The organism is Sorangium sp. So ce327 (genome assembly GCF_051530205.1).
Classification (GTDB): Bacteria; Myxococcota_A; Polyangia; order Polyangiales; family Polyangiaceae; genus Sorangium; species Sorangium cellulosum_B.
The window spans coordinates 844,578-864,489 of the sequence record NZ_CP150330.1 but is presented as its reverse complement, the minus strand read 5'-3'; the positions used below and the strand labels follow the sequence as shown (position 1 = coordinate 864,489).

16 protein-coding genes are annotated in these 19,912 nt (G+C 72.9%); 10 read left to right on the top strand and 6 right to left on the bottom strand.

Translation table 11 applies throughout. From position 1 onward, the window contains the following. The first annotated feature begins 277 nt into the window (after nt 1-277). Together WME95_RS03195 and WME95_RS03190 are read left to right on the top strand one after the other, a co-directional pair. Nucleotides 278-4,579, top strand: a complete 4,302-nt coding sequence (locus tag WME95_RS03195) for a tetratricopeptide repeat protein (RefSeq protein WP_437906946.1) — start codon at nt 278-280, stop codon at nt 4,577-4,579. A 37-nt stretch (nt 4,580-4,616) separates the two neighbouring features. Further along, nucleotides 4,617-5,108 (top strand): N-acetyltransferase family protein, encoded by a 492-nt coding sequence (locus tag WME95_RS03190; RefSeq protein ID WP_437906945.1) that lies wholly within the window; start codon nt 4,617-4,619, stop codon nt 5,106-5,108. Between the two features lie 97 nt (nt 5,109-5,205). On the opposite strand, the gene WME95_RS03185 is transcribed toward WME95_RS03190, so the two are convergent. Then, on the bottom strand, nt 5,206-5,796 hold the full coding sequence (locus WME95_RS03185) for a GNAT family N-acetyltransferase (RefSeq protein WP_437906944.1): 591 nt from the start codon (nt 5,794-5,796) through the stop codon (nt 5,206-5,208). 778 nt (nt 5,797-6,574) lie between these two features. Here WME95_RS03185 and WME95_RS03180 point away from each other — a divergent pair. Further along, nucleotides 6,575-6,964, top strand: coding sequence for a glutathione S-transferase C-terminal domain-containing protein (locus WME95_RS03180; RefSeq protein WP_437906943.1), 390 nt, complete (start codon nt 6,575-6,577; stop codon nt 6,962-6,964). 25 nt (nt 6,965-6,989) lie between these two features. Then, on the top strand, nt 6,990-7,610 hold the full coding sequence (locus WME95_RS03175; RefSeq protein ID WP_437906942.1) for a glutathione S-transferase family protein: 621 nt from the start codon (nt 6,990-6,992) through the stop codon (nt 7,608-7,610). A gap of 121 nt (nt 7,611-7,731) precedes the next feature. Here WME95_RS03175 and WME95_RS03170 read toward each other — a convergent pair whose 3' ends face one another. Both WME95_RS03170 and WME95_RS03165 read right to left on the bottom strand, forming a co-directional pair. Continuing rightward, nucleotides 7,732-8,898: an acyl-CoA dehydrogenase family protein gene (locus tag WME95_RS03170; RefSeq protein ID WP_437906941.1), complete on the bottom strand. Its 1,167-nt coding sequence runs from the start codon at nt 8,896-8,898 to the stop codon at nt 7,732-7,734. Nucleotides 8,899-8,917: 19 nt separating this feature from the next. After that, nucleotides 8,918-9,787 (bottom strand): isocitrate lyase/PEP mutase family protein, encoded by an 870-nt coding sequence (locus WME95_RS03165; RefSeq protein WP_437906940.1) that lies wholly within the window; start codon nt 9,785-9,787, stop codon nt 8,918-8,920. 200 nt (nt 9,788-9,987) lie between these two features. Here WME95_RS03165 and WME95_RS03160 point away from each other — a divergent pair, with 200 nt between their 5' ends. Further along, entirely contained in the window at nt 9,988-10,836 is an 849-nt protein-coding gene (locus WME95_RS03160; protein ID WP_437906939.1) for an alpha/beta fold hydrolase, read from the top strand. Between the two features lie 28 nt (nt 10,837-10,864). Here WME95_RS03160 and WME95_RS03155 read toward each other — a convergent pair whose 3' ends face one another. Then, nucleotides 10,865-11,104, bottom strand: coding sequence for a DUF378 domain-containing protein (locus WME95_RS03155; RefSeq protein WP_437906938.1), 240 nt, complete (start codon nt 11,102-11,104; stop codon nt 10,865-10,867). A gap of 142 nt (nt 11,105-11,246) precedes the next feature. Further along, on the bottom strand, nt 11,247-12,056 hold the full coding sequence (locus WME95_RS03150; protein WP_437906937.1) for an SIR2 family NAD-dependent protein deacylase: 810 nt from the start codon (nt 12,054-12,056) through the stop codon (nt 11,247-11,249). Nucleotides 12,057-12,418: 362 nt separating this feature from the next. Between WME95_RS03150 and WME95_RS03145 the strand changes: the two genes are divergently transcribed. From WME95_RS03145 to WME95_RS03125, 5 genes are all read left to right on the top strand, one after another. Further along, nucleotides 12,419-14,278 (top strand): vWA domain-containing protein, encoded by a 1,860-nt coding sequence (locus tag WME95_RS03145; protein WP_437906936.1) that lies wholly within the window; start codon nt 12,419-12,421, stop codon nt 14,276-14,278. A 35-nt stretch (nt 14,279-14,313) separates the two neighbouring features. Further along, nucleotides 14,314-15,159, top strand: a complete 846-nt coding sequence (locus tag WME95_RS03140) for a ribokinase (RefSeq protein WP_437906935.1) — start codon at nt 14,314-14,316, stop codon at nt 15,157-15,159. Nucleotides 15,160-15,235: 76 nt separating this feature from the next. Continuing rightward, nucleotides 15,236-16,486: a hypothetical protein gene (locus WME95_RS03135; protein WP_437906934.1), complete on the top strand. Its 1,251-nt coding sequence runs from the start codon at nt 15,236-15,238 to the stop codon at nt 16,484-16,486. Nucleotides 16,487-16,489: 3 nt separating this feature from the next. Further along, nucleotides 16,490-17,548: a retropepsin-like aspartic protease gene (locus WME95_RS03130; RefSeq protein WP_437906933.1), complete on the top strand. Its 1,059-nt coding sequence runs from the start codon at nt 16,490-16,492 to the stop codon at nt 17,546-17,548. Nucleotides 17,549-17,819: 271 nt separating this feature from the next. Beyond that, nucleotides 17,820-19,277 (top strand): cyclic nucleotide-binding domain-containing protein, encoded by a 1,458-nt coding sequence (locus WME95_RS03125; RefSeq protein WP_437906932.1) that lies wholly within the window; start codon nt 17,820-17,822, stop codon nt 19,275-19,277. Here the strand turns inward: WME95_RS03125 and WME95_RS03120 are convergent, their stop codons facing one another. Further along, nucleotides 19,278-19,847 (bottom strand): hypothetical protein, encoded by a 570-nt coding sequence (locus WME95_RS03120; protein WP_193790775.1) that lies wholly within the window; start codon nt 19,845-19,847, stop codon nt 19,278-19,280. It lies immediately after the preceding gene. Between the last annotated feature and the right edge of the window lie 65 nt (nt 19,848-19,912).

Genomic DNA, 19,912 nt, shown 5'->3' with positions numbered 1-19,912 from the left:
TGCCAGACGGCGTCGCCGCTTCGTTACCGTCCCCGCGCCCCTCCGTCCCCGGCCGCGCCGCGTCTGCGCGCTGTCCGCTTCCTACTTCCGGACGAAGCACGCGACATGCCCGAGGAAGTCGCCGATTTGAGGGCGCCCGGCAGAAGAGGCGATCCTAAGGACCACAACCCCTGCTAGTAAGGAGAGCGGATGTCGGGGCATCCCGGCCTTTTGTAGGCCGAACGAGCGTGGGGGCGCCTGCGAAGGCGCTCGCAGCGCCGGCATCGGGTCGGGAAGCATGATCAAGGTCGAGTGCGACGGGTGCAAATCGCCGTACCAGGTCGACGAGAAGCGTGTCCCCCCTGCGGGGCTCAGGATGCGCTGTCCGAAGTGCGGTACGAGCTTGCTGGTGACCAAGGGGGGCGCAAGCGCAGCGCCCGCGCCGACGCCTGTGCCCACCCCCCCGCCGCGGGCCGGGGCGGGAGGCCTTCAGCTCTCGGAGCGGAGCGCCCCGGCGGCGCCCGAGGACGCCGATCTGCCCATGGCGGCTCCGGAGGACATCGCATTCCCCGCGGTCGCGCCTCCCCGACGCCCCGGGCCGGCGCCGGCGCCGGTACCGACGCCGCCGCGCCGCGCGGCGCCCGCGGTGCCTGCGCCGCCCGCGCCGCCTCCTGAGCCGCCGGGTCCGGAGGTCTTCGGCGAGATCGGCTTGCCGGACGTCCCCGATCGCCCCGCCCCGTCCGATCGGCGAAACGCCAAGACGGTGCCGCAGCGGCGCGGCTTCGGAGAGATCGATCTCATGGTCGAGCTCCCGAGCCCGACGGACGCCGAGGTGCAAGGGCTCAACCCGGACGATCTGCCGGTCGTCTACGGCAATGCGACCGGGGCGCCGGTGGCGCTCCCGGCGCGATCGCGCGCGGAGTCCCGCACCGCCCCGGCGACGCCGACCGCGTTCGCCGGCACCGACCTGCCGGCGCGGGTCGAGCCGCTGCCTCCGAGCAGCCGGCGCACCCTCGGGTTCGGCGATCGAGAGTCGGCGCCGGGCGCCCCCTCGAGGCCTGGTGCGCGGGACGCGGGGCTCGGCGGGCGAAACGCCGGGGCCACCACGCAGCCGCTCGGTCGCGGGCGCACCCGCGGCGCGGGGGACGCGCCCCCGCGCGTGGTCCCGGAGTACGATTTCGGAGACCTGGACGACGACGCGCCCCCGGCTCCTCCGGCGCGCTCCAGCAGCGGATCCATGTCGTTCGGCTTCGGCGAGCTCGAGCTGCCGCTCGAGGGCGACGGCGACGCCGAGCTCCCCGCGATGTCCGCGGGCGACCTGCCCATCGTCGCCGGCGATCTGCCGAGCTCGGCCCCGGCCGTCATCGGCATGCCCGCCCCGTTCTCGAACACGGGCCTGCCCACGCCGGCTTCCGCGCCGCTCCCCTCGCCGGCGCGCGCCGGGCTCCCGGCCGCGGCCCAGGCGGGCTTCCCTTCTCCGACCGCCGCGGGCTTCCCTGCCCCGGCCCCCGCGGGCTTCCCCTCGAAGTCCACCGGCCCCGCCCTCCCCTCGAAGGCCGCCGGCTCCGCCCTCCCCTCGAAGGCCACCGGCGCCGGCTCACCTGCAGGACCGGGGACCATCGTCGGCGCCGAGCTCTTCGACGAGGCCCCGCCGGACTACGACGACTCGCGCGTGGGCGCCGCATTCCAGGCGCCCGGGCCGCGCCCCCTCCCGCCGCAGGCAGCGCCGGAGCCGCCCAGCAGCGGCGCCATGCCGCCCGTCGACTTCGGCGCCCTACCCCCCGCCGACTTCCTCGCCGCGCCGCCCGCCGACGCCCGCGCCGCGTCCACCACCGGCTTCGGCGCCGCGCCGCCCGCCGACGCCCGCGCCGCGTCCACCACCGGCTTCGGCGCCGCCGATTTCGGCGACGAGATCGCGCTCGGCGAGAGCGTCACGCAGCTCGCCCCCGGCGGCGCGCCCACCCCTTACGATCCGTCCGACCGCTCCGCGAACTTCACGCAATCGCCCGCGGACGCCGATGATCGGGGCATCGAGCTCAGCGAGCCGCACCCCAGCGTCGGGGACGAGGTCGACCTGACCGGCGCGGGCACCGAGATCGGCGACCTGAGCGCCGGTCCCGGCGCGCAGGCCGAGAAGCCCGCGGCGACCACGGAAGCGCCGCCGCAAAAGTCGAAGATCAAGCGCTACGTCGTGGCGGCGCTCGCGGTCGCCGCCGTCAGCGGCGGCGCGCTCGCGCTCGTTCCGGACGTCGGCGCCTTCGGCGTGAACCTCATCAGCGACCGGCTCAACGCCTTCGCGCACGAGGGGGCGCTCGCCGAGCTCCGCCAGCGGACCCAGACGGCCTTCGCCAAGGACACCGCGTCGGCCGCCAACGGAGCGCTGAACGACGCGAACGCCACGCGGGCCAATGCGCCGCGCCACCGGCCGACCATGGCCTACGCCGCGTACATCGCCTTCGCGCGGAGCATCCGCTTCGGGCACCGGACCGTCGACGACGCCTTCGGCAAGGAGATGCTCACGCTCGCGAGCTCCCATCCGGGCGACCTGCTCTCCCTGGCCGTCGCGGCGCAGGCCGCGGCCAGCGGCGAGCTCCCGCGCGCGCGACAGGCCGCGCAGGCGCTCGCCGCGCAGCTCAAGGACGACGTCGATCTCGCCGTCCTCGCGGCCGAGATCGAGCTCGCCGCCAAGGACGCCCCCAAGGCGCTCGCGGCGTGGCAGCACGCGAGCGGCCTCCAGAAGAGCGCGCGCACGCTCTTCGGCCTGGCCCGGGCGCAGCTCCTCGCCGGGGACACCGCGGGCGCCGAGGCGAGCGCCCGCGGCGCGCTCGAGGCCTCGCCCGACCACGTCGGAGCCCGCACCCTGATCGCGTCGCTGCTCTGGCAGACCCCCGGCCGCGACCAGGAGGCGCTCGATCTGCTCGGCAAGGTCACCGGCGACGGCCCGATCCGGGCCGCCGCGAGCGACCCCGAGATCGTCGACGCGTACACGCTGCTCGGCACCATCCACCTCACGAGGTCGCGCATGAGCGCGGCGGAGCAGGCCTTCGCCGCCGCGGTGAAGCTCGACCCGCAGGCGGTGCGCGCCCTGATCGGCAACGGCGAGGTGCTCTACCGGTCGGGTCGCTACTCCGAGGCGCAGGCGCGCTTCGAGGCCGCGGCCCGCGCCGACGCCCAGAACCTCGCCGCGCAGCTCGGCAAGGCGAAGACGTGGCTGGCGCAGGAGCGCATGAAGGAGGCGAAGGACCTCCTGAAGGAGCTGCAGAAGACCCACGCGGCGGCCCCCCAGGTCGCTTACTGGCTCGGGCGCACCGAGCTCGCGCTCGGCAACAAGAAGGACGCGGAGCAGGCGTACGTCGACGCCGTGAAGTCGACGGAGAACCTCCCGGAGGTCGTCGACGCGTACGTGGCGCTGGCGTCGCTCCTGTCCAGCATGGGCCGCAACGAGGCGGCGGCGGAGAGGCTGTCGGAGGCGACGGCGAAGTTCCCGGACCTGCCCGCGCTGCACAAGGCCAAGGCGGAGGTCGCGCTCCAGACCGGGCGGTACGACGAGGCCCGGCAGGAGCTCGAGCTCGCGCTCGCGAAGGAGGACGACCTCGGCAGCCAGTTCAAGCTGGGCGTGGCGTACCGTCGCCTGCGCCGGTTCGAGGACGCCGCGAAGATCTTCGACAAGGTCACGGCGGCCGACAAGGACTACCCGGGCCTCGCGCTCGAGCGCGGGCTCCTGTTCGAGGAGACCGGCCAGAGCGAGCGCGCGCTGGAGATGTACGCCGACGCGCTCCGCAAGGCGCCGAACGACATCGACCTGAAGCTGCGCGTCGGCTCGACCCAGGTCATGGCGGGGCACGCGAGCCAGGCGGAGCCCATCCTGCGCGACGTGCTCAAGGACCGCGCGAACTCCGCCGAGGCGAACCACTTCCTCGGCCGCGCGCTCCTCGTGCGCGGCACGAACATGGCCGAGGCGCTGCGCTTCCTGGAGCGCGCCGCGGAGCTCGATCCGAACCGCGCCGAGTACCACCTCTACGTCGGCTGGGGCGCCAACGAGACGGCCCAGACCGCGCGCGCGGAGATGGCGCTGAGGCGCGCGCTGGAGCTCGACGCGGAGCTCGGCGACGCGTACTGGCAGCGCGGCGTGCTGCTGCAGAAGCAGGGGGCGAGCCGGGACGCGCTGGCGGATCTGAAGATCGCGCTGGAGAAGCGGCCGTCCCGCTACGAGGCCTACGCCACGATGGCGCTCTGCTACCAGGATCAGGGCAACTGGGCGGCCGCGGAGGAGGCGTGGCGCAAGGCGATCGCGGCCAACGACAAGGTCCCCGAGTGGCACTACCGCCTCGGCAAGATCTATGCGTCGCGCGGCAACCGGACCGGGACCGCGAGCGAGATGGAGCAGGCGGTCACCCTGGGCGAGGCGCCGGACCGCTCGACCCCGCCGTGGCTGTTCGACGCGCACTTCCTCCTCGCCGAGGCGCTCCGCGCGGCGAACAACCGCGACAAGGCCATCCACCATTACGAGCGCTTCCTGGAGACGGCGCCGACCGACAACGCCTACCGGCGCGACGCGGAGCAGGCGCTGGAGGGCCTGGGGGCGGGAAAGGGGCGCTGAGGCGGAGCGAGCGCCCGGCGCTCGGCTATCCTGGCGGATGCCCCCCTCCGTCAACGCCCGCCTCGCGGTGCGCGCCGACATGCCCGAGGTGGCGCGCTTCGCCGCGCAGCTCGTCCGCCTGCACCACGCCCTCGATCCGCACCGCTTCATGTGCCTGGAGCCGATCGAGCCGGGCTACGAGCGATGGCTCACGGGCGAGCTCGCCAACCCCGACGCCGCGATCGTCGTCGCCGAGCGAACCGGCGCCGAGCCGGCGCTGGTCGGCTACGCCTACGGCCGCCGGGAGCCGCGCGACTGGAACAGCCTCCTCGACGCCTGCGGCGCCCTCCACGACATCTATGTCGCCGAGCCCGCGCGCCGGCTGGGCGCGGGCGCGATCCTCCTCGGGGCCGTCATCGCGCGCCTCCGGGCCCTGGGCGCGCCGCGCATCGTGCTCCACACCGCGACGCAGAACGCCGCCGCGCAGCGCCTGTTCGAGCGGTTCGGCTTCCGTCGCACGATGGTCGAGATGACGCTCGGGCTCGAGTGACCGCGGCGTCCGCTCCGCTATCGGCGCGCCGGCCGCTCCTCGATCCGAACATCCGAATCCGAAGTCGCTCCCGGCGCGCTGGCCGAGGGTGATGGACTCATGAGCTTCGGCCTCCCCGGGGCGATCCCGAGAGCTCCGCGGCCGCCTGGACCCACACCATCGTGTCGCGCGGCTCGCCCGCGGGCGTCAGGGCGTTCGCCTCGAGCGTCGTCACATGCCGGTACCCGAGCCGCCGGGGCACGGCGGCGCTCGCGGTGTTCCTCGGATCGCAGCGGATCTCGACGCGGCTCACGCCGAGCTCCTCGAGCGCGACCCGGGTCAAGCCTGCCACCGCCTCGGTCGCGTAACCGCAGCGCGTCGCGGTTTCCCGGAGCCAGTAGCCGATCTCGATCGCGCCCGGGCCGATCCGGGGATGGAGCCCCGTACCCCCGAGCACGGCGCGCTCGTCGCGCGTGAAGATGCCATAATGAAAGTCGCGTCCTGCCGTGAAGTCGTCCCGGAACTTCTCCAGGAGCGCCGCGGTCGCCTCCACGGAAGAAGGCTCGAGCACGGCCCACGGCATCCAGGGCCGCAGGTGCGCAAGGCTGGAGTCAATCGCATCCCTGATCAGAGGTGCATCCTCGGGCCGCCACGCTCGCAGCGTCAGCCGAGCGGTCAGGATGCGGTCCGGCGGGCGCTCACCTGTCATCACGTCGCTCCATGCCTGTCGCCGTCATGCACTCGACGACGGTAATGCTGTCTTGCCCAGGCCATCGGCCCACGCGACGGTCACGCCCTGAACCATGCAAACCATGGAGTGCTCCGGCGTCGAGGCGAGCAGTCGTCACGCCGCGGAGCTTACAACGAAGAGCTCCCTCGCACATCGGAACAATGCCCACCACCGACGCGACCATCCCCATCGCACGCCGGTCCACACACCTCTTGCCGAGGACATCGACGCTACCGCGCAGCGTCTTGACATGTCCGTCATAGCAGACTACTGTCCGTCATAGAAGAGTAAGGCGGAAAACATCAGCGCGCCCTCCCGGCACACCGGGAGGAGGTCCACGTCCACGCCCGCGCGTGGACGACGGATGACCGCTCGAGCAGAGGTGCCATTGGCTGAGGTGGCGCGGGCTGCGAACCATGACACGAGGAGGAAGGATGAAGATCTGAGCACGCCTCATCCCGACGGACGTGACGTCTCCCGGGTACTCGACAGGGGCCGACCATCCATCAGCAGAGGCCTTCCCACGCCCCACGCCGGATTCACTGCTGCCTCAGCAGCACATCACCAGCAATCCCTGCTCCCGTCGCAGCAAGCGCGCGGCCAGCGCGGACGATTGTGATCCGTTCCTGCAGTTCCTGCAATAAAGCCCTGGCACGCTCCCTGCTCCCTGCCACGACGACGGCCCGTGAGCGGAGCGCCCCTCCTGCCTGAGAGCAGGAGAGCTCTTCGCGTGGCGCACGCCATCAAGGAGAACAGGATGACGAAGCTGCGACTCTACAGCGCGAAGGCGTTCACCCAGCTGCTCAGGGCCGAGACGCGAGACCAGGAGGCGGAGGGGCGCAAGGCGCTCGGCGAGGTGCTCGCGTTCATCGAGCGGGAGGCGCTGGCGAGGTCGTCGGGCCAGGGGCCCTACTGGCTCGGCGCCGAGGTCAGCCTCGTCGATGTCTCGTTCTATCCATGGTTCGAGCGGCTGCCGGCGGTCGGCCGCCTCCGCGACTTCTCCATCCCCGCGGAGCTCACGCGGCTCCGGGCCTGGATCGAGGCCCTGCAGGCGCGCCCCGCGGTCCGCGCCATCCAGAATCCGGTCGAGTTCTACGTGGAGCGCTTCGCGAAGTTCGTGAAGCCGGCGGCGACGACGGCCGCCTGAGCGGCGCCGAGGGACAAGGGACATCATGTTGAGACTCTGGGGTCACAAGAATTCTTCGAACGTGCAAAAGGTCCTCTGGGCGCTCGACGAGCTCAAGCTCGATTTCGAGCGCATCGACGCCGGCGGACCGTTCGGTCGCGTCAAGGACGCCGACTATCTCACCCTCAACCCGAACGGGCTGGTCCCGACGCTCGAGGACGGCCCGCTGGTGCTCTGGGAGTCGCACGCGATCGTGCGTTATCTGTTCTCGCGCTACGGGTCGCCGCCGCTCCAGCCGAGCGATCTCGCCGACAGGGCGCGCGCCGACGCCTGGACCGACTGGCAGTTCGGGACCCTGTGGCCCCCGATCCGGACGCTCCTCGTGCAGTTCGTGCGCACGCCCGAAGAGCGCCGCGATCAGGGCGCGATCGAGGCCGCCCGCAAGTCGGCGCTCGCCGCGCTCGGGATCCTCGACAGGCAGCTGTCACGGCACCCGTGGGTCGCGGGAGAGTACTTCACGTTCGCCGATATCCCCCTCGGGGCCGCGGCGCAGCGGTGGTACAACCTGCCGGCCGAGCGGCCCGCGCTGCAGCACGTCGACGCGTGGTACGGCCGCATCAAGCGCCGGCCTGGATTCGAGCGCTGGGTGGATCTGCCCCTGGGATGAGAGCGGGGCGCATCTTCGTGCGCTACGGGCTCATCCGCAGAGTGAAGCGCGCTGCGGCGTAATTTCGCTCGGTCGCCCGCTCCGCCCTCTCGTATCCACCTCGCCGCTCGCGGACGGCCCCTCAGAACATCGGCAGCTCGGTGTCCAGCCCGAGGAGCACACGGCCCTGGACCTCGCGCGTGTGCGGGGCGACGAGGGCGTGCTGCGTGACGGCGTGAACGTCGCGGAAGCTGCGTTGAAGAGGGCTCTCCGCGTAGAGCGCCGTGGCGCCGCCCGCCGTGTACGCCAGATCGACGGCGCGCGCCGCGCCGAGGGCGGCGTTCGTCGCGGCGAGCCGGACGCGCGCCCGCTCCCGCAGCGAGATCGGCCTGCCAGAGACCGCGGCGTCCCAGACGGCGCCGACGGCCTCGAAGAGGTAGGCCCTGGCCGCGCCCAGCGTGGCCTCGGCCTCGGCCACGGCGAGCGCCGTCGAGGGCCGCGTCGCGAGCGACGTCGTCATGCCGCTCGGCCGCTTGGTCGCCGCGAGCCGGACCAGCTCATCGATGGCCGCGCGCGCCATCCCGAGCGCGGTCGTCGCGACCGCGCTCGCGAGGAAGCCGAAGAGCGGGAACACGAAGAGAGGCCCTGGATGCGTCGGAGCCGTCATCGGGAGTCGGATGCACCGGCTGCTCGGCACGAAGGCGTCCACGACCGCGAAATCGTGGCTCCCGCTGCCGGCGAGGCCGGAGACGCTCCACGTATCCAGGATCTCGCACTCCGAGGCGCGGAACATCGGCACGACGGCCTCGGGGACGCCCCCGGGCAGCAGGCGCGGGGCCATCCCGTCGAAGACCACCGCGGTGCCGCCCAGCCAGTCGCAATGATGACAGGCGCTCGCCATCGCCCACCTCCCGGCGACCCGATATCCTCCCTCGACCTCGACCGCGCGCCCGCTCGGCGCGAAGACGCCGGCGGTCACGACATCCGGGCTCGCATGCATCTCTTTGCCCCCCTCCGCCGGGATGTACGCTTCGAACGCGCCGGTCGTGCCGCAGATCATGGCGCACCACCCTGCCGCGCCGTCGGCGCGCGAGAGCTCCTCGATGACCTGCAGCGCCGTGAGGGGGTCGGCCTCGAGCCCGCCCAGCGCGCGCGGACGACACATGCGGAAGATGCCCGACTCCCGGAGCGCCCTCGCGACCGGATCGGGCAAACGGCGCTCGCGCTCGCCCCGCGGGGCGTGCTCCTGGACGATCGGAACGAGGCTCCGCGCCGCGTCGAGGAGCGACGCGGGGGCGGCAGAGGACATCGCGGTCATGGTGCTCGACTCACCCCTTCCTTGGCGGCTGCGCATAGCGCTCTTCTTCAGCGTAGTACTCGGGGAACCCGACGATCTCCTGGAGCGCCGCGAAGCTCATCCGCGGGTCGGGGTGCCGGCCGGCGCGCAGGGCCGCGAGCGCCTCGCGCATGGCGGCGGCGGCGACCGAGAGCAGGGTGAGCGGATAGGCCGCGATCTTGTAGCCGATCGCCTCGAGCTCGGCCGGCGGGAGCACCGGTGTCCTGCCGTGATCCACCATGTTGGCCATGGTCGGCACGCGCACCTCGCGGCAGAACGTTCGCATCTCCTCCACGCTCTCGGGCGCCTCGAGGAACACGATGTCTGCCCCGAGATCGGCGAACGCCCGCGCGCGGGCCAGCGCCTCGTCGAAGCCGTGCGTCTGGCGGGCGTCGGTGCGGGCCATGACGAGCACGCCGGCGCCCTCGTCGCGCGCGTCCACGGCGGCCTGGACGCGGGTGAACGCCTCGTCGCGGGGCACGACCTGCTTGCCGCGCGTGTGGCCGCAGCGCTTGGGGGCGACCTGGTCCTCGATCATGACGCAGGCCAGCCCGGCCCGCGCATAACCGCGCACCGTGCGCTTCACGTTCATCGCATTGCCGTAGCCCGTGTCGCCGTCGCCGAGCACCGGAATCGAGACGGCGCCGCAGATCGACCGCGCCTGATCGACCATCTCACCATACGAGATGAGCCCCGTGTCGGGCGCGCCGAGGCGCGCGGCGGAGACCGCGAAGCCGCTCATGAACGAGAGCGAGAAGCCGGCCTGCTCGATCAGCCGCGCCGACAGCGCGTCGAAGCAGCAAGGCATGACGAGGAGGCCGGGCGAGGCGAGCAGATCGCGGAGCTTCTGAGCGGAGGACACGGCGGGGACGATACCGCGATCGGCTGCCCGTGAGGCAAGCGCGAAGGGCCGAGAGGCGCCGCGCGCCGCCGCGCGCCCGGCCAGCGCCCGCACACGCAAGAGGGAGGGACGTGGGCGCGCGCCGGCGTGCGTTCCTGTTGCGGGCCCCCGGCGGCCGGGGGCAGGATGGGCCCCGTGATGATTCCGCACAGGAGAGGGGCATGAGCACGGTTTCGGTGAAGGAGATCGCGATCGACGGCCGCCCTGCCAGCGTCCACGTGGGCGGGCAGGGCGAGCCGCTGCTGCTGGTGCACGGCGCCTGGGGCGGGGCGTCGCTGCACTGGGCGCCTGTCTGGGGGCGATTGGCGGAGCGCTTCCAGGTGATCGCGCCCGATCTGCCCGGCATCGGGCGCACGGACGCGCCGGGGCTCGGCTCCCTGGGCGCCTATGCGCGCTGGCTGGAGCGGCTCCTGGACGAGCTGGGTGTCTCCAGCGCGTGGTGCGTCGGCAACTCCTTCGGCGTCTCGGTCGTATCGAGCTTCGCTACCCTGTTCGCGGCGCGCTGCCGAGGGCTCGTGTTCGTCAACGGCGTTCCCATCCCCCCGCTGCCGCGCCTCGTCGGCTGGCTCGGAGCGCGGCCGCTGCCCCGCCGGGTGCTGCGCGCGTTGATGCGGAAGCAGACCTATAGCCCCGGGGTCCTGAGCCGCGCCTACGCCGATCCCGGCCGCGCCCCGGCTGCCCTGCGGGAGGTCCTGGAGAGCGCCAATCCACCTCAGCTGGAGGCGGTGCTCGACGCCGCCATCCATGGAGGTCTCCGGGCCCCGCTCAGCCTGAATCCCCTCCTCGTCTGGGGCGAGGCGGACCAGCTCCTCGGCAACAGCGCGGACGACGCGAAGAAGCTTCACGCTTCGCTGCCGGGGTCGCAGCTCACCTTCATCCCGGCGACAGGGCACATGCCGCAGGTGGAGAACCCCGAGGCGTTCGTCGACGCGGTGTCGCGCTTCATCGAGGCGCGCGCGATCGCCGCCCGTCCGCGCGGCTTCGGCGGCCAGGCCAGCCCGGGCGCATGAGCGCCTGGGGTGCACGGGCGCATCGCCCTCAGGGCATCGTGGTGACCCGAGCGCGCTTTCCGAGCTGGACCGCAGCGTAGAGCAGATAGAGCCCAGCGAGCGCGACGAGCACGTAGATGATGCGGCTGAGCGCGCTGAGCCTGCCGAAGAGCGCGGCGACCACGTCGAACTCGAACAGCCCAACGAACCCCCAGTTGACGGCGCCGATCACGACGAGCGCGATCGCCGCCCACGTTAGCCCTGAGATCCCACGGTTGACCTGCTCCATGACCGCGGCAGAAGCACGCGCCGCGCCGCGCGATGCGTGCACCGCGCGCCCGCTGCGGCGCGACAGCGCGTCGCGCTGACGCCGCCGGCTCGCCTCGCCGTGCTGACGCCGCCGGCTCGCCGCGCCCGTCAGGCCGCGGCGCTCACGCCGGCGTGACGTCGAGCAGGGAGGGCAGGATCGCGCCGGAGCCGCCGGTGAACACGACGTCGCAGAGGCCGGAGATCGCGCTCGGCTCGACGTTGACCTCGGCGATGAGGGCGCCGTGGCGCTTGGCCATGGGGACGAAGCCGGCGGCGGGATACACAACGGCCGACGTACCGACGACGAGCAGGAGATCGCAGCCCTCGACGCCGGCGGCCGCCGCGGCGAGATCGCTCTCCTGGAGGGCCTCGCCGAACCAGACAACGTGCGGGCGAAGGACGCCGCCGCAGCCGCAGCGCGGCAGCTCCGCCGCCGTGAAGCGGCGGGCGGGGGCCTCCGGATCGGGGGAGCCGCTGCCCGCGAAGGCGGGCGTGATGGGCACGTCGCGGTTCTCGGTCACGCTCCCGCACGAGAGACAGCGCACCTGCCACAGCGAGCCGTGGAGGCGCACCGGGCTCCTGGAGCCCGACTGCTCGTGCAGGCCGTCGATGTTCTGGGTGATCAGGGTGAAGACCCTGCCGGCCTCCCGCCACCGCGCCTCCAGCTGCGCCAGCGCGTGATGACCCGGGTTCGGCGCGCAGCCGAGGGCGCGCTCCCGGCGGTGATTGTAGAACTCCCAGACGAGGCCCGGATCGCGCCGCCACGCCTCGGGCGAGGCGAGGCTCGTCGCCTCGTAACGCCGCCACAGCCCCCCAGCGCCGCGGAACGTGGGGATACCCGACTCCGCCGAGACGCCTGCGCCGGTCAGGACGGCGATCTTCCTGGCACGGCACAGGGTGGACTGGAAGCGCTCGTGGCTCGTTTCGCTCATCACGGACCCCTGAGGATAGAGCGAGAGGGAGGCGGGCGGAGGACCCGACCCGAGCTCCCGTCGATTTCGGGTGTAAGCCGGCCGAGACGACCGCGTTTCCCTGGCACTCGGACGCGCCGAGCCCCGCCACAGCGGGCCCCGGCCGCGAGAGCCCTTCGTCGGCTCGCCGGATGACCGGCGACACGCGGCGTTCACGCAGCGAAAGCGGCGAAGGGCCCGTCTCGCCCGTGGAAAACGCACGATGGGGCAGCCGCGCGTGCGGCCCCCCTCAAGGACCTGTGTGTGGCGATCGGCGATGGCCGACCCACGAGAACGTACAGCAGGGATCCGCCCTCGCGATCCCCTTCAAGGAGGACACCTCAATGCGCACCCGGCCCCTCGATCTCGTCGCCCCCGCCCTCGTCACCGCGCTGCTCATCGGCTGCGGTGGCTCCACGCCTGCCCCCACGGCGGCGACCGCATCGGCCGCGCCAACCGAGGCCCCCGCCGGGCGAGCCACGCAGCCGGAGTTCGACGCGGCGCAAGACGAGGGCAGCGCGTCCGACGCCAAGCGCGAGGAGGCCGCGGCGAGCGCCCCTGACGCCGCGCCCGCCGCGGAGGCCGCGCCGCCGCCGGCCCTGCCCGTGGCGGCCGCCCCTGTGGCGCCCTCGCCGGGGCCCGCGCAGTCCCGGGCGACCAAGGCGGGCGCCGCGCCCGGCGCGGACGCGCGCGTCCGCGTGACGGGCGGCGCGCCCGCGCCCAAGAAGGCGCCCGCCCCGGCGGCGACCGCCGTGGCGCGCCCCGCGGCCCCGCCCCCGGCCGTCGCCGTCACAGCGCCCGAGCCCCAGGGCAGCGAGACGTACCGGGACTACGGCGTCAACCCGGTCGAGGACCCCGCGAAGGACCGGCTCTCGACGTTCGCGATCGACGTGGACACGGCCTCTTACGCCATCGCGCGCCGCAAGATCATGGATGGCGCGCTGCCCCCGGTTCAGGCCGTGCGCGCCGAGGAGTTCCTCAACTACTTCGATTACGGCTACGCGTCGCCCGCGACAGGCCCGTTCGCCGTGCACCTCGCGGCCGCGCCCTCGCCGTTCACGTCGGGCCACCACCTCGTGCGCGTGGCGGTCCAGGGCAAGCGCGTGCCGGTCAAGGAGCGGACCCCGGTGCACCTCGTGTACCTCGTCGACACCAGCGGTTCGATGCAGTCGCCGGACAAGATCGAGCTCGCGAAGAAGAGCCTGAAGATGCTCACCGACACCCTCAAGCCGGGGGACACCGTCGCGCTCTGCACCTATGCGGGCAGCGTGCGAGAGGTGCTCGCGCCGACCGGCATCGAGAGCAAGGGGAAGATCCTCGCGGCCCTCGCCGACCTCACCGCGGGCGGCTCCACCGCCATGTCGAGCGGCATCGATCTCGCGTACAGCCTGGCCGAGCGGACGCTCGTGAAGGGGCACGTCAACCGCGTCATCGTGCTCTCCGACGGAGACGCGAACGTCGGCCCGACCTCCCACGACGAGATCCTGAAGACCATCAAGCGCGCGAGGGACAAGGGGATCACGCTGTCCACCGTCGGCTTCGGCCAGGGCAACTACAAGGATCTCATGATGGAGCAGCTCGCCAACCAGGGCGACGGCAACTACGCCTATATCGACAGCGAGGCGCAGGCGCGGCGGGTCTTCTCCGAGCAGGTCGGCGGGATGCTCCAGGTCATCGCCCGCGACGTGAAGATCCAGGTCGAGTTCGACCCGAGCTTCGTCAAGAGCTACCGGCTCATCGGCTACGAGAACCGCGACGTGGCCGACCGGGACTTCCGGAACGACAAGGTGGACGCCGGCGAGATCGGCGCAGGGCACAGCGTGACGGCCATCTACGACGTCGAGCTCAAGGCCACCGCGCCGAAGGGCGAGGCCGCGGCGCCGGTCGTCGTGCGCCTCCGCCACAAGGCGCCGCTCGGCTCGAACACGGCCGAGGAGACCCTGGTCAAGATGGCCCCGGGCGCCGTCGCCCCCACCTTCGACGCGGCGCCGGCCGACTTCCGCTTCGCGTCCGCGGTGGCAGGGTTCGCCGAGGTCCTGCGCCACAGCCCGCACGCGCGCTCCTGGAGGCTCGCCGACATCGAGAAGATCGCGAGGGCCGCCGCGTCGAGCAAGGGCGATCAGCAGGAGTTCATCGGCATCATCCGCCGCGCCGGCGCGCTCGCCCATGGCAAGACCAACGCCGTGGCCGTGAACGCCGACTGACGCGCGCGCCGCCTCGTTCGTGGTATGCGGCGGTGATGGGATTGCTCGCGATCTGCGGCTCGATCACCGCCGATCTCATCGGCTACGGCCCGCGGCTGCCGCGCCCCGGCGAGTCGGTGCTGGGCCGCCGGTTCCTCGTCGCGCCGGGCGGCAAGGGCGCGAACCAGGCGGTCGCGGCGGCGCGCTCCGGGGCGCGCGTGCGGCTCGCGGGCGCGCGCGGCGACGACGCCCACGGCGAGCTCTGCGCGGCCGCGCTCGCCGCCGACGGGGTGGAGCTCTCCGCCGTGGCGGTCCACCGCGGCGCCACGACGGGCGTGGCCCTGATCTGCGTCGACGAGGCCGGAGAGAACCAGATCCTCGCGATCCCCGGCGCCAACGCGCTCGTCACGCCGCCCTCGCCGTGCGGGGCCTCGGTCTGGCTCTGCCAGGGCGAGATCCCGGCCGCGGCGATCGACGGCGTGCTCGCGGCAGCGCGGGCCGACGGCGCGCTGTCGATCTGCAATCCGTCGCCCGTCAACGCCATCGATCCCGAGCTCGTCGGCCGGTTCGATCTCGCCGTGGTCAACGAGATCGAGCACGAGGCGCTGCGCGGTCACCTGCCGGAGCGCGTGGTGCTCACGCGCGGCGCGCGCGGCGCGGTGCTGCTGCCGTCGGGCGAGGAGCTCCCCGCCCTGCCGGCCCGCGCCGTCGACACGACGGGCGCCGGGGACGCCCTCACGGGCGTGCTCGCCGGCGGGCTCGCCTCCGGGATGGCGATCGAGGCCACACTCCGGTTCGCGATCGCGGCGGCGGGCATCTCGGTCGAGCGCGAGGGGTGTCAGACATCGTATCCGACGCGCGCCGAGGTGGAGCGCCGCCTCCAGCGCGCCACGGCTCCGTGACGGCCTCTCCTCCCGGCGTCACAGGGCACCTCGCCCATCACGCCCCCCCTCGCGGTGAGCGCCACGCTTCCGAGACATGACGCTGCACGTCGCCTGCAAGGGCGGCTATCCTGGCGGCATGACGAACTTTCGCGGGCCTGCGATAGCAGCGCTCGTCAGCCTCTCGGCCTGCAGCGTCCAGGAGCGCAACTTCGCGGGCGCGGGCGGGTCGGGCGGGTCGGGCGGGTCGGGCGGCGGTGATGGCGCCGGGACGACCGAACCTTCCAGCGCGAGCGCCGGCACGAGCGCGACGACCGGCACGAGCGCGTCGACCGGCACGAGCGCGTCGACCGGCACGAGCACGACGACCGGTACGAGCGCGTCGACCGGCACGAGCACGACGACCGGCACGAGCGCGTCGACCGGCACGAGCGCGTCGACCGGCACGAGCACGACGACCGGCTGCACGCAGGTCGAGGATTGCTTCAACGGCGGCGACGACGACTGCGACGACGCCGTCGACTGCGCGGACTCGGACTGCGCGGAGGGCGCGGTCTGCCTGACGGCACCCACGAACTTCGAGCCCGGCGTCGTCGTGGACGCGACCGAGCCGTGCCCTGACGGGTTCACCGCGAAGGAGACGCTCCTCTTCCGCGGCCTCTCCGGCAGCGGCTGCCAGGGCTGCGGCTGCACGCCGAACCCCACCGACTGCGCGGCGGATCTCTACCTCTACGCCGACGAGTCGCAGTGCGAGGCCGACGAGGCCGGGACGCGCGGCACGCTCGCGAAGCGGGTCGGGTTCACGTGCGACGCGAAGCCGATCAACAACGGGTTCGTCGACTGGGGGGGCGTGCGCGCGGGCCTCTTCGACGTGATCCAGAGCTGCACCGCGACCGGCACGGCGATCCCCGCGCCGGCGACGTGGAAGGAGTCCAGGAAGTTCTGCCACGCGATCGCCGGCGCGGGCTGCGGCGCCGGCAAGGCCTGCGTCCCGAGGCAGGGATCGCCGGCGACGCAATGCGCGCTCGTGTCCGGCAGCGCCACCTGCAGCGGCTATGCGCGGCGCGAGAGCGACTGGTTCCGGGGGTACAACGACACCCGGACGTGCTCGTCGTGCGCGTGCACCGCGAGCGGCGGCGACTGCAACTACGTGCGCGTCGAGCTCGGCAACGACTACAGCTGCTTCGATCACGCACAGATCTCGCAGGGCGGGCGGTACTGCGGGTACGCCTACTCGCCCCCGGCTCACCTCGTCGGCACGCCGACAAACTCCACCTGCACCGCGCGCACGAGCCTCAGCGGCTCGCTGGATCCCACGGGGCAGTCGACGCTCTGCTGCGTCGAGTAGCGGATGCTCGTGCCGCGCGCTCGCAGGCAGCTCCTCGCCCCGCTCTCGGCCGCGGCCGCGGCCGGCGCGCTCGCGGTGGCCGGCTGCGCCGGGCCCGCCGCGGTCCGCGCCGCGCCGGCCACGCCGCGCAGCGCGGGCGCGACGTCGACCGCCGGCGCCGGCGCCGGCGACGCGTCCTCGCCCGCGGGCGCGGGCCCGGCGGCGCCGGCGGCGGGCCCCGAGCGCCGGGCCAGCCTCCAGTACCACCTCGACGATCGCGCGTTCCCCTCGCCGCTCATCGACGCCGTCGTGGCGGGCCAGCCGGCCGTGCTGATCGTCGACACCGGCGCCTCCCACCACGTCCTCGCCCGCTGGCTCGCCGACGAGCTCGCGCTGCCCCTCTCGACCGCAGGCGACGTCGCCGTCGACCACGCGGGCAGGCCCCTCGCGGTGTCCCGCCTCGAGAACGCGAGCCTCGCGCTCTCCGGGTGGGGCCGGGTCGAGGTCTCCGCGTTGCTCGTCGTCCGCATGCCCGACGTCCTGCAGCGCATCGGCATCGGCGGCATCGTCGCGCCTCAGGAGCTGGCGGGGCCGGGCCGCGCCGTCGTGCTCGACCTGCGCGAGGGCCGGATGACCGAAGCTCCGCGCGACGAGGCCGCACGCGCGCTCCGGGCGCGGTTCGGCGAGGCCGCCATCGTGGAGCTCGCCCGCTGCGGCGGCCCGAACCAGGGCAGCGAGCTCACCGCCAGGGCGAGCGTCGAGGGGATCGACGTCACGCTGAAGATCGACTCGGGAGCGTCACAGAGCTCGCTCTTCGCCGTCTCCCCCGCGGGGAAGCGGCTGTCGCGCCGGGCGACCGGCGGCAGGAGCGCCTACGCCGCCTCAGGCAAGCACACCGTTCCCGTCCTTTCGGGCGCTCGCCTCCGGATGGCGGGGTTCGACGCCGCCGCGGAGTTCGATCTTCTGCCCGGCGAGCGGCGGGCGACCTGTCCGTCGGACGGATTTGCCGGCATGGATGTGCTCCGCACCTGTGTGCTGGTGCTCGCCGAGGACGGCGGCCTCGCGGCCTGCGCCCCGCGGTGACCCCGTGAAAGACCGCGCGACGCGCGTTCGGCGCGAGCGCGGCGCGTGATCGACGAGGCGCGCTGCGGAAACCGCGGCGCGGTCAACGAGGCGCCCCGCGGCGACCGCGGCGCGACCGGCGCCAAGCCAGCGGGCGGACCGCCATGCCTCAGCGGAGGCGCGATGCGTCGTGGTAGAAGGGGCGCACGCGTGGACGCCTCTGTCGCCGCGGCGGAGGGGAGAGATCCGTTCCTCCGCGAGTCCGGGGCGCCCGCGGCGCTCGGGAGGCATCATGACGACAGGTTTCGAGTTCTTGACCCAGGACGACGAGCGGCTGCTGCTGGAGAAGTCGAGCTGCGTCACCTACCGACCGGGCGAACAGATCCTCGAGGAGGGCTCGCGAAGGCAGGGCATCTTCATCGTGCGCAGCGGCCTTGTCGGGGTCGAGGTCGCCCACCTCGGGCGCGGCGTGGCCCTCCGCCAGCTCGGCCCCGGCGCCATCTTCGGCGAGATGTCGTTCCTCGAGAGCGCCGCCGCGAGCGCCTCCGTCGTCGCCCGCGAGGAGTGCACGCTCGACGTCATCGAGGGCCCGTATGTGCACTCGCTCCTCGCCTCCGTCCCCGGGCTCGCGGCGCGCTTCTACCAGTCGCTCGCGATCATGCTCGCCCAGCGCCTCCGCGAGAACACCGCGATGCTCCCGCCGCTCCTCGTCGAGGACGTGCCGCAGGTCAACCGCTTTCACGCGGCGAGGACGGGCCAGGCCGGCACCAACAACATCCCTCCGAAGCTCATCGACACGGTCGAACAGTTCAAGTTCGAGATGATGATCGCCGACAGGATGGTGAAGGAGGCCAAGCAGCCCGAGGCGGAGATCCAGGAGAAGGTGAGCGCCGCGTGCCAGACGATCGTGTCCGCGCTGCGCGAGCACATCGAGCGCGAGCGCCACCTCGAGAAGGGCATCGGCGCCTATGTCTTCCGCGAGACGTTCTCGCTCTTCATGCTGAGCCGCACCGTCGACCGGTGTTACACGAAGCCGCGCGGCTACGCGGGCGACTTCTACACCATCGAGATGATGTACAACGACGAGCCCGCGGGCGACGGCCGCCTCGGCCGCTTCATCGACCAGTGGGGGCTCGCCATCGACGCCTGCCGCGCCGTCAAGAACCGGAGAGGCGTGCTGAGCCGCGCGATCCGGGACGCCTGCAGCGGGCACGCGTCCGGCCCGGTCCACATCACCAGCCTCGCGAGCGGCCCCGCCCGGGAGCTGTTCGACCTCTACGCGGAGGGGGGCGAGCTGCCCGACATCAAGGCGACGTGCATCGATATCGACAACCAGGCCCTCGCCTACGCGGCCGGCATCGCCGACCAGCTCGGCGTCATGGACCGCTTCAGCTTCGCGCAGGACAACGTCGTGCGGCTGGCCCACGGCCGCGGCAGGACGGTGCTCAAGCCCCAGCACATGATCTACAGCATCGGGCTCACGGACTATCTCCGCGACGATCTGGTCGTGAGCCTCCTCAATTGCATGCACGACAAGCTCCTGCCCGGGGGCGTCGCGGTCGTGGGCAATTTCGGGGTGAACAACCCGAGCAAGGCGTTCATGGATCACGTCCTCGAGTGGGAGCTGATCCACCGCAGCACCGATGATCTCAGGACCCTGTTCGCCCGGTCGAAGTTCGGGAGCACCCCCGTCGAGGTGCTCGCCGAAGAGGCGCAGGTGAACCTGTTCGCCTTCTGCACCAAGTGGTGACTACCGAAGCCAGCGCACCTCGTACTCGCACGTGGGGTGTCCCTCGAAACGGCACTTCGTGTGGAGGCTCTGGCCCCCTCGCGCGCCCGAGAGCCGGAGCGCGTTCTCCTGCCACGCCGGCACCGCGTCTCTGCAGATCTGGCGCCCCGGGTCGGACTGCGGGTCGACCCCCAGGTAAAGTATCAGCCGGAAGAACCGCTCTCCCTCGGCGAGGGGCGCGAGCCGGCCGCCGTTGAAGTACATGCCCCACATCACGCCGGCCTGCCGCATGACGAGCGCGGGCGTGCCCAGCTTGAGCAGCACCTTGTGCGCGAGCGTCAGGTCCTGCTCGGCCACGTAGGCCGCGAGATCGCGGATGACGCCGGACCGGTTGGGCCACCGCGAGATCTCGTCCGCGATCGCGTTCCAGACCGAGATGGGATACCAGCTGTGCGCCGCGAGATCGGGCGCCGTGAACACCGCCCGCGCGGCGGCGGGCAGCTTGGCGTCGAGGGCGGACATGGCCTGGCTCCCCCACCGCGTCTGCAGGTAGGTCCTCGTGTGCATGAGCGCCGACCCCCGGATCTTCATCGCCAAAGCCGCCCGTCCAGGATAGATGCACCCGGGCGGCGGGGGCCAGCGTGGCGCGCTGCGGG

What these genes read in the sequence shown, in the direction of transcription:
- WME95_RS03130 (WP_437906933.1), top strand. Translation starts at nt 16,490, where the DNA reads ATGCTCGTGCCGCGCGCTCGCAGGCAGCTCCTCGCCCCGCTCTCGGCC.
- WME95_RS03155 (WP_437906938.1), bottom strand. Translation starts at nt 11,104, where the DNA reads ATGGAGCAGGTCAACCGTGGGATCTCAGGGCTAACGTGGGCGGCGATC.
- WME95_RS03140 (WP_437906935.1), top strand. Translation starts at nt 14,314, where the DNA reads ATGGGATTGCTCGCGATCTGCGGCTCGATCACCGCCGATCTCATCGGC.
- WME95_RS03160 (WP_437906939.1), top strand. Translation starts at nt 9,988, where the DNA reads ATGAGCACGGTTTCGGTGAAGGAGATCGCGATCGACGGCCGCCCTGCC.
- WME95_RS03175 (WP_437906942.1), top strand. Translation starts at nt 6,990, where the DNA reads ATGTTGAGACTCTGGGGTCACAAGAATTCTTCGAACGTGCAAAAGGTC.
- WME95_RS03135 (WP_437906934.1), top strand. Translation starts at nt 15,236, where the DNA reads ATGACGCTGCACGTCGCCTGCAAGGGCGGCTATCCTGGCGGCATGACG.
- WME95_RS03145 (WP_437906936.1), top strand. Translation starts at nt 12,419, where the DNA reads ATGCGCACCCGGCCCCTCGATCTCGTCGCCCCCGCCCTCGTCACCGCG.
- WME95_RS03120 (WP_193790775.1), bottom strand. Translation starts at nt 19,847, where the DNA reads ATGAAGATCCGGGGGTCGGCGCTCATGCACACGAGGACCTACCTGCAG.
- WME95_RS03190 (WP_437906945.1), top strand. Translation starts at nt 4,617, where the DNA reads ATGCCCCCCTCCGTCAACGCCCGCCTCGCGGTGCGCGCCGACATGCCC.
- WME95_RS03125 (WP_437906932.1), top strand. Translation starts at nt 17,820, where the DNA reads ATGACGACAGGTTTCGAGTTCTTGACCCAGGACGACGAGCGGCTGCTG.
- WME95_RS03150 (WP_437906937.1), bottom strand. Translation starts at nt 12,056, where the DNA reads ATGAGCGAAACGAGCCACGAGCGCTTCCAGTCCACCCTGTGCCGTGCC.
- WME95_RS03170 (WP_437906941.1), bottom strand. Translation starts at nt 8,898, where the DNA reads ATGTCCTCTGCCGCCCCCGCGTCGCTCCTCGACGCGGCGCGGAGCCTC.
- WME95_RS03185 (WP_437906944.1), bottom strand. Translation starts at nt 5,796, where the DNA reads ATGACAGGTGAGCGCCCGCCGGACCGCATCCTGACCGCTCGGCTGACG.
- WME95_RS03195 (WP_437906946.1), top strand. Translation starts at nt 278, where the DNA reads ATGATCAAGGTCGAGTGCGACGGGTGCAAATCGCCGTACCAGGTCGAC.
- WME95_RS03180 (WP_437906943.1), top strand. Translation starts at nt 6,575, where the DNA reads ATGACGAAGCTGCGACTCTACAGCGCGAAGGCGTTCACCCAGCTGCTC.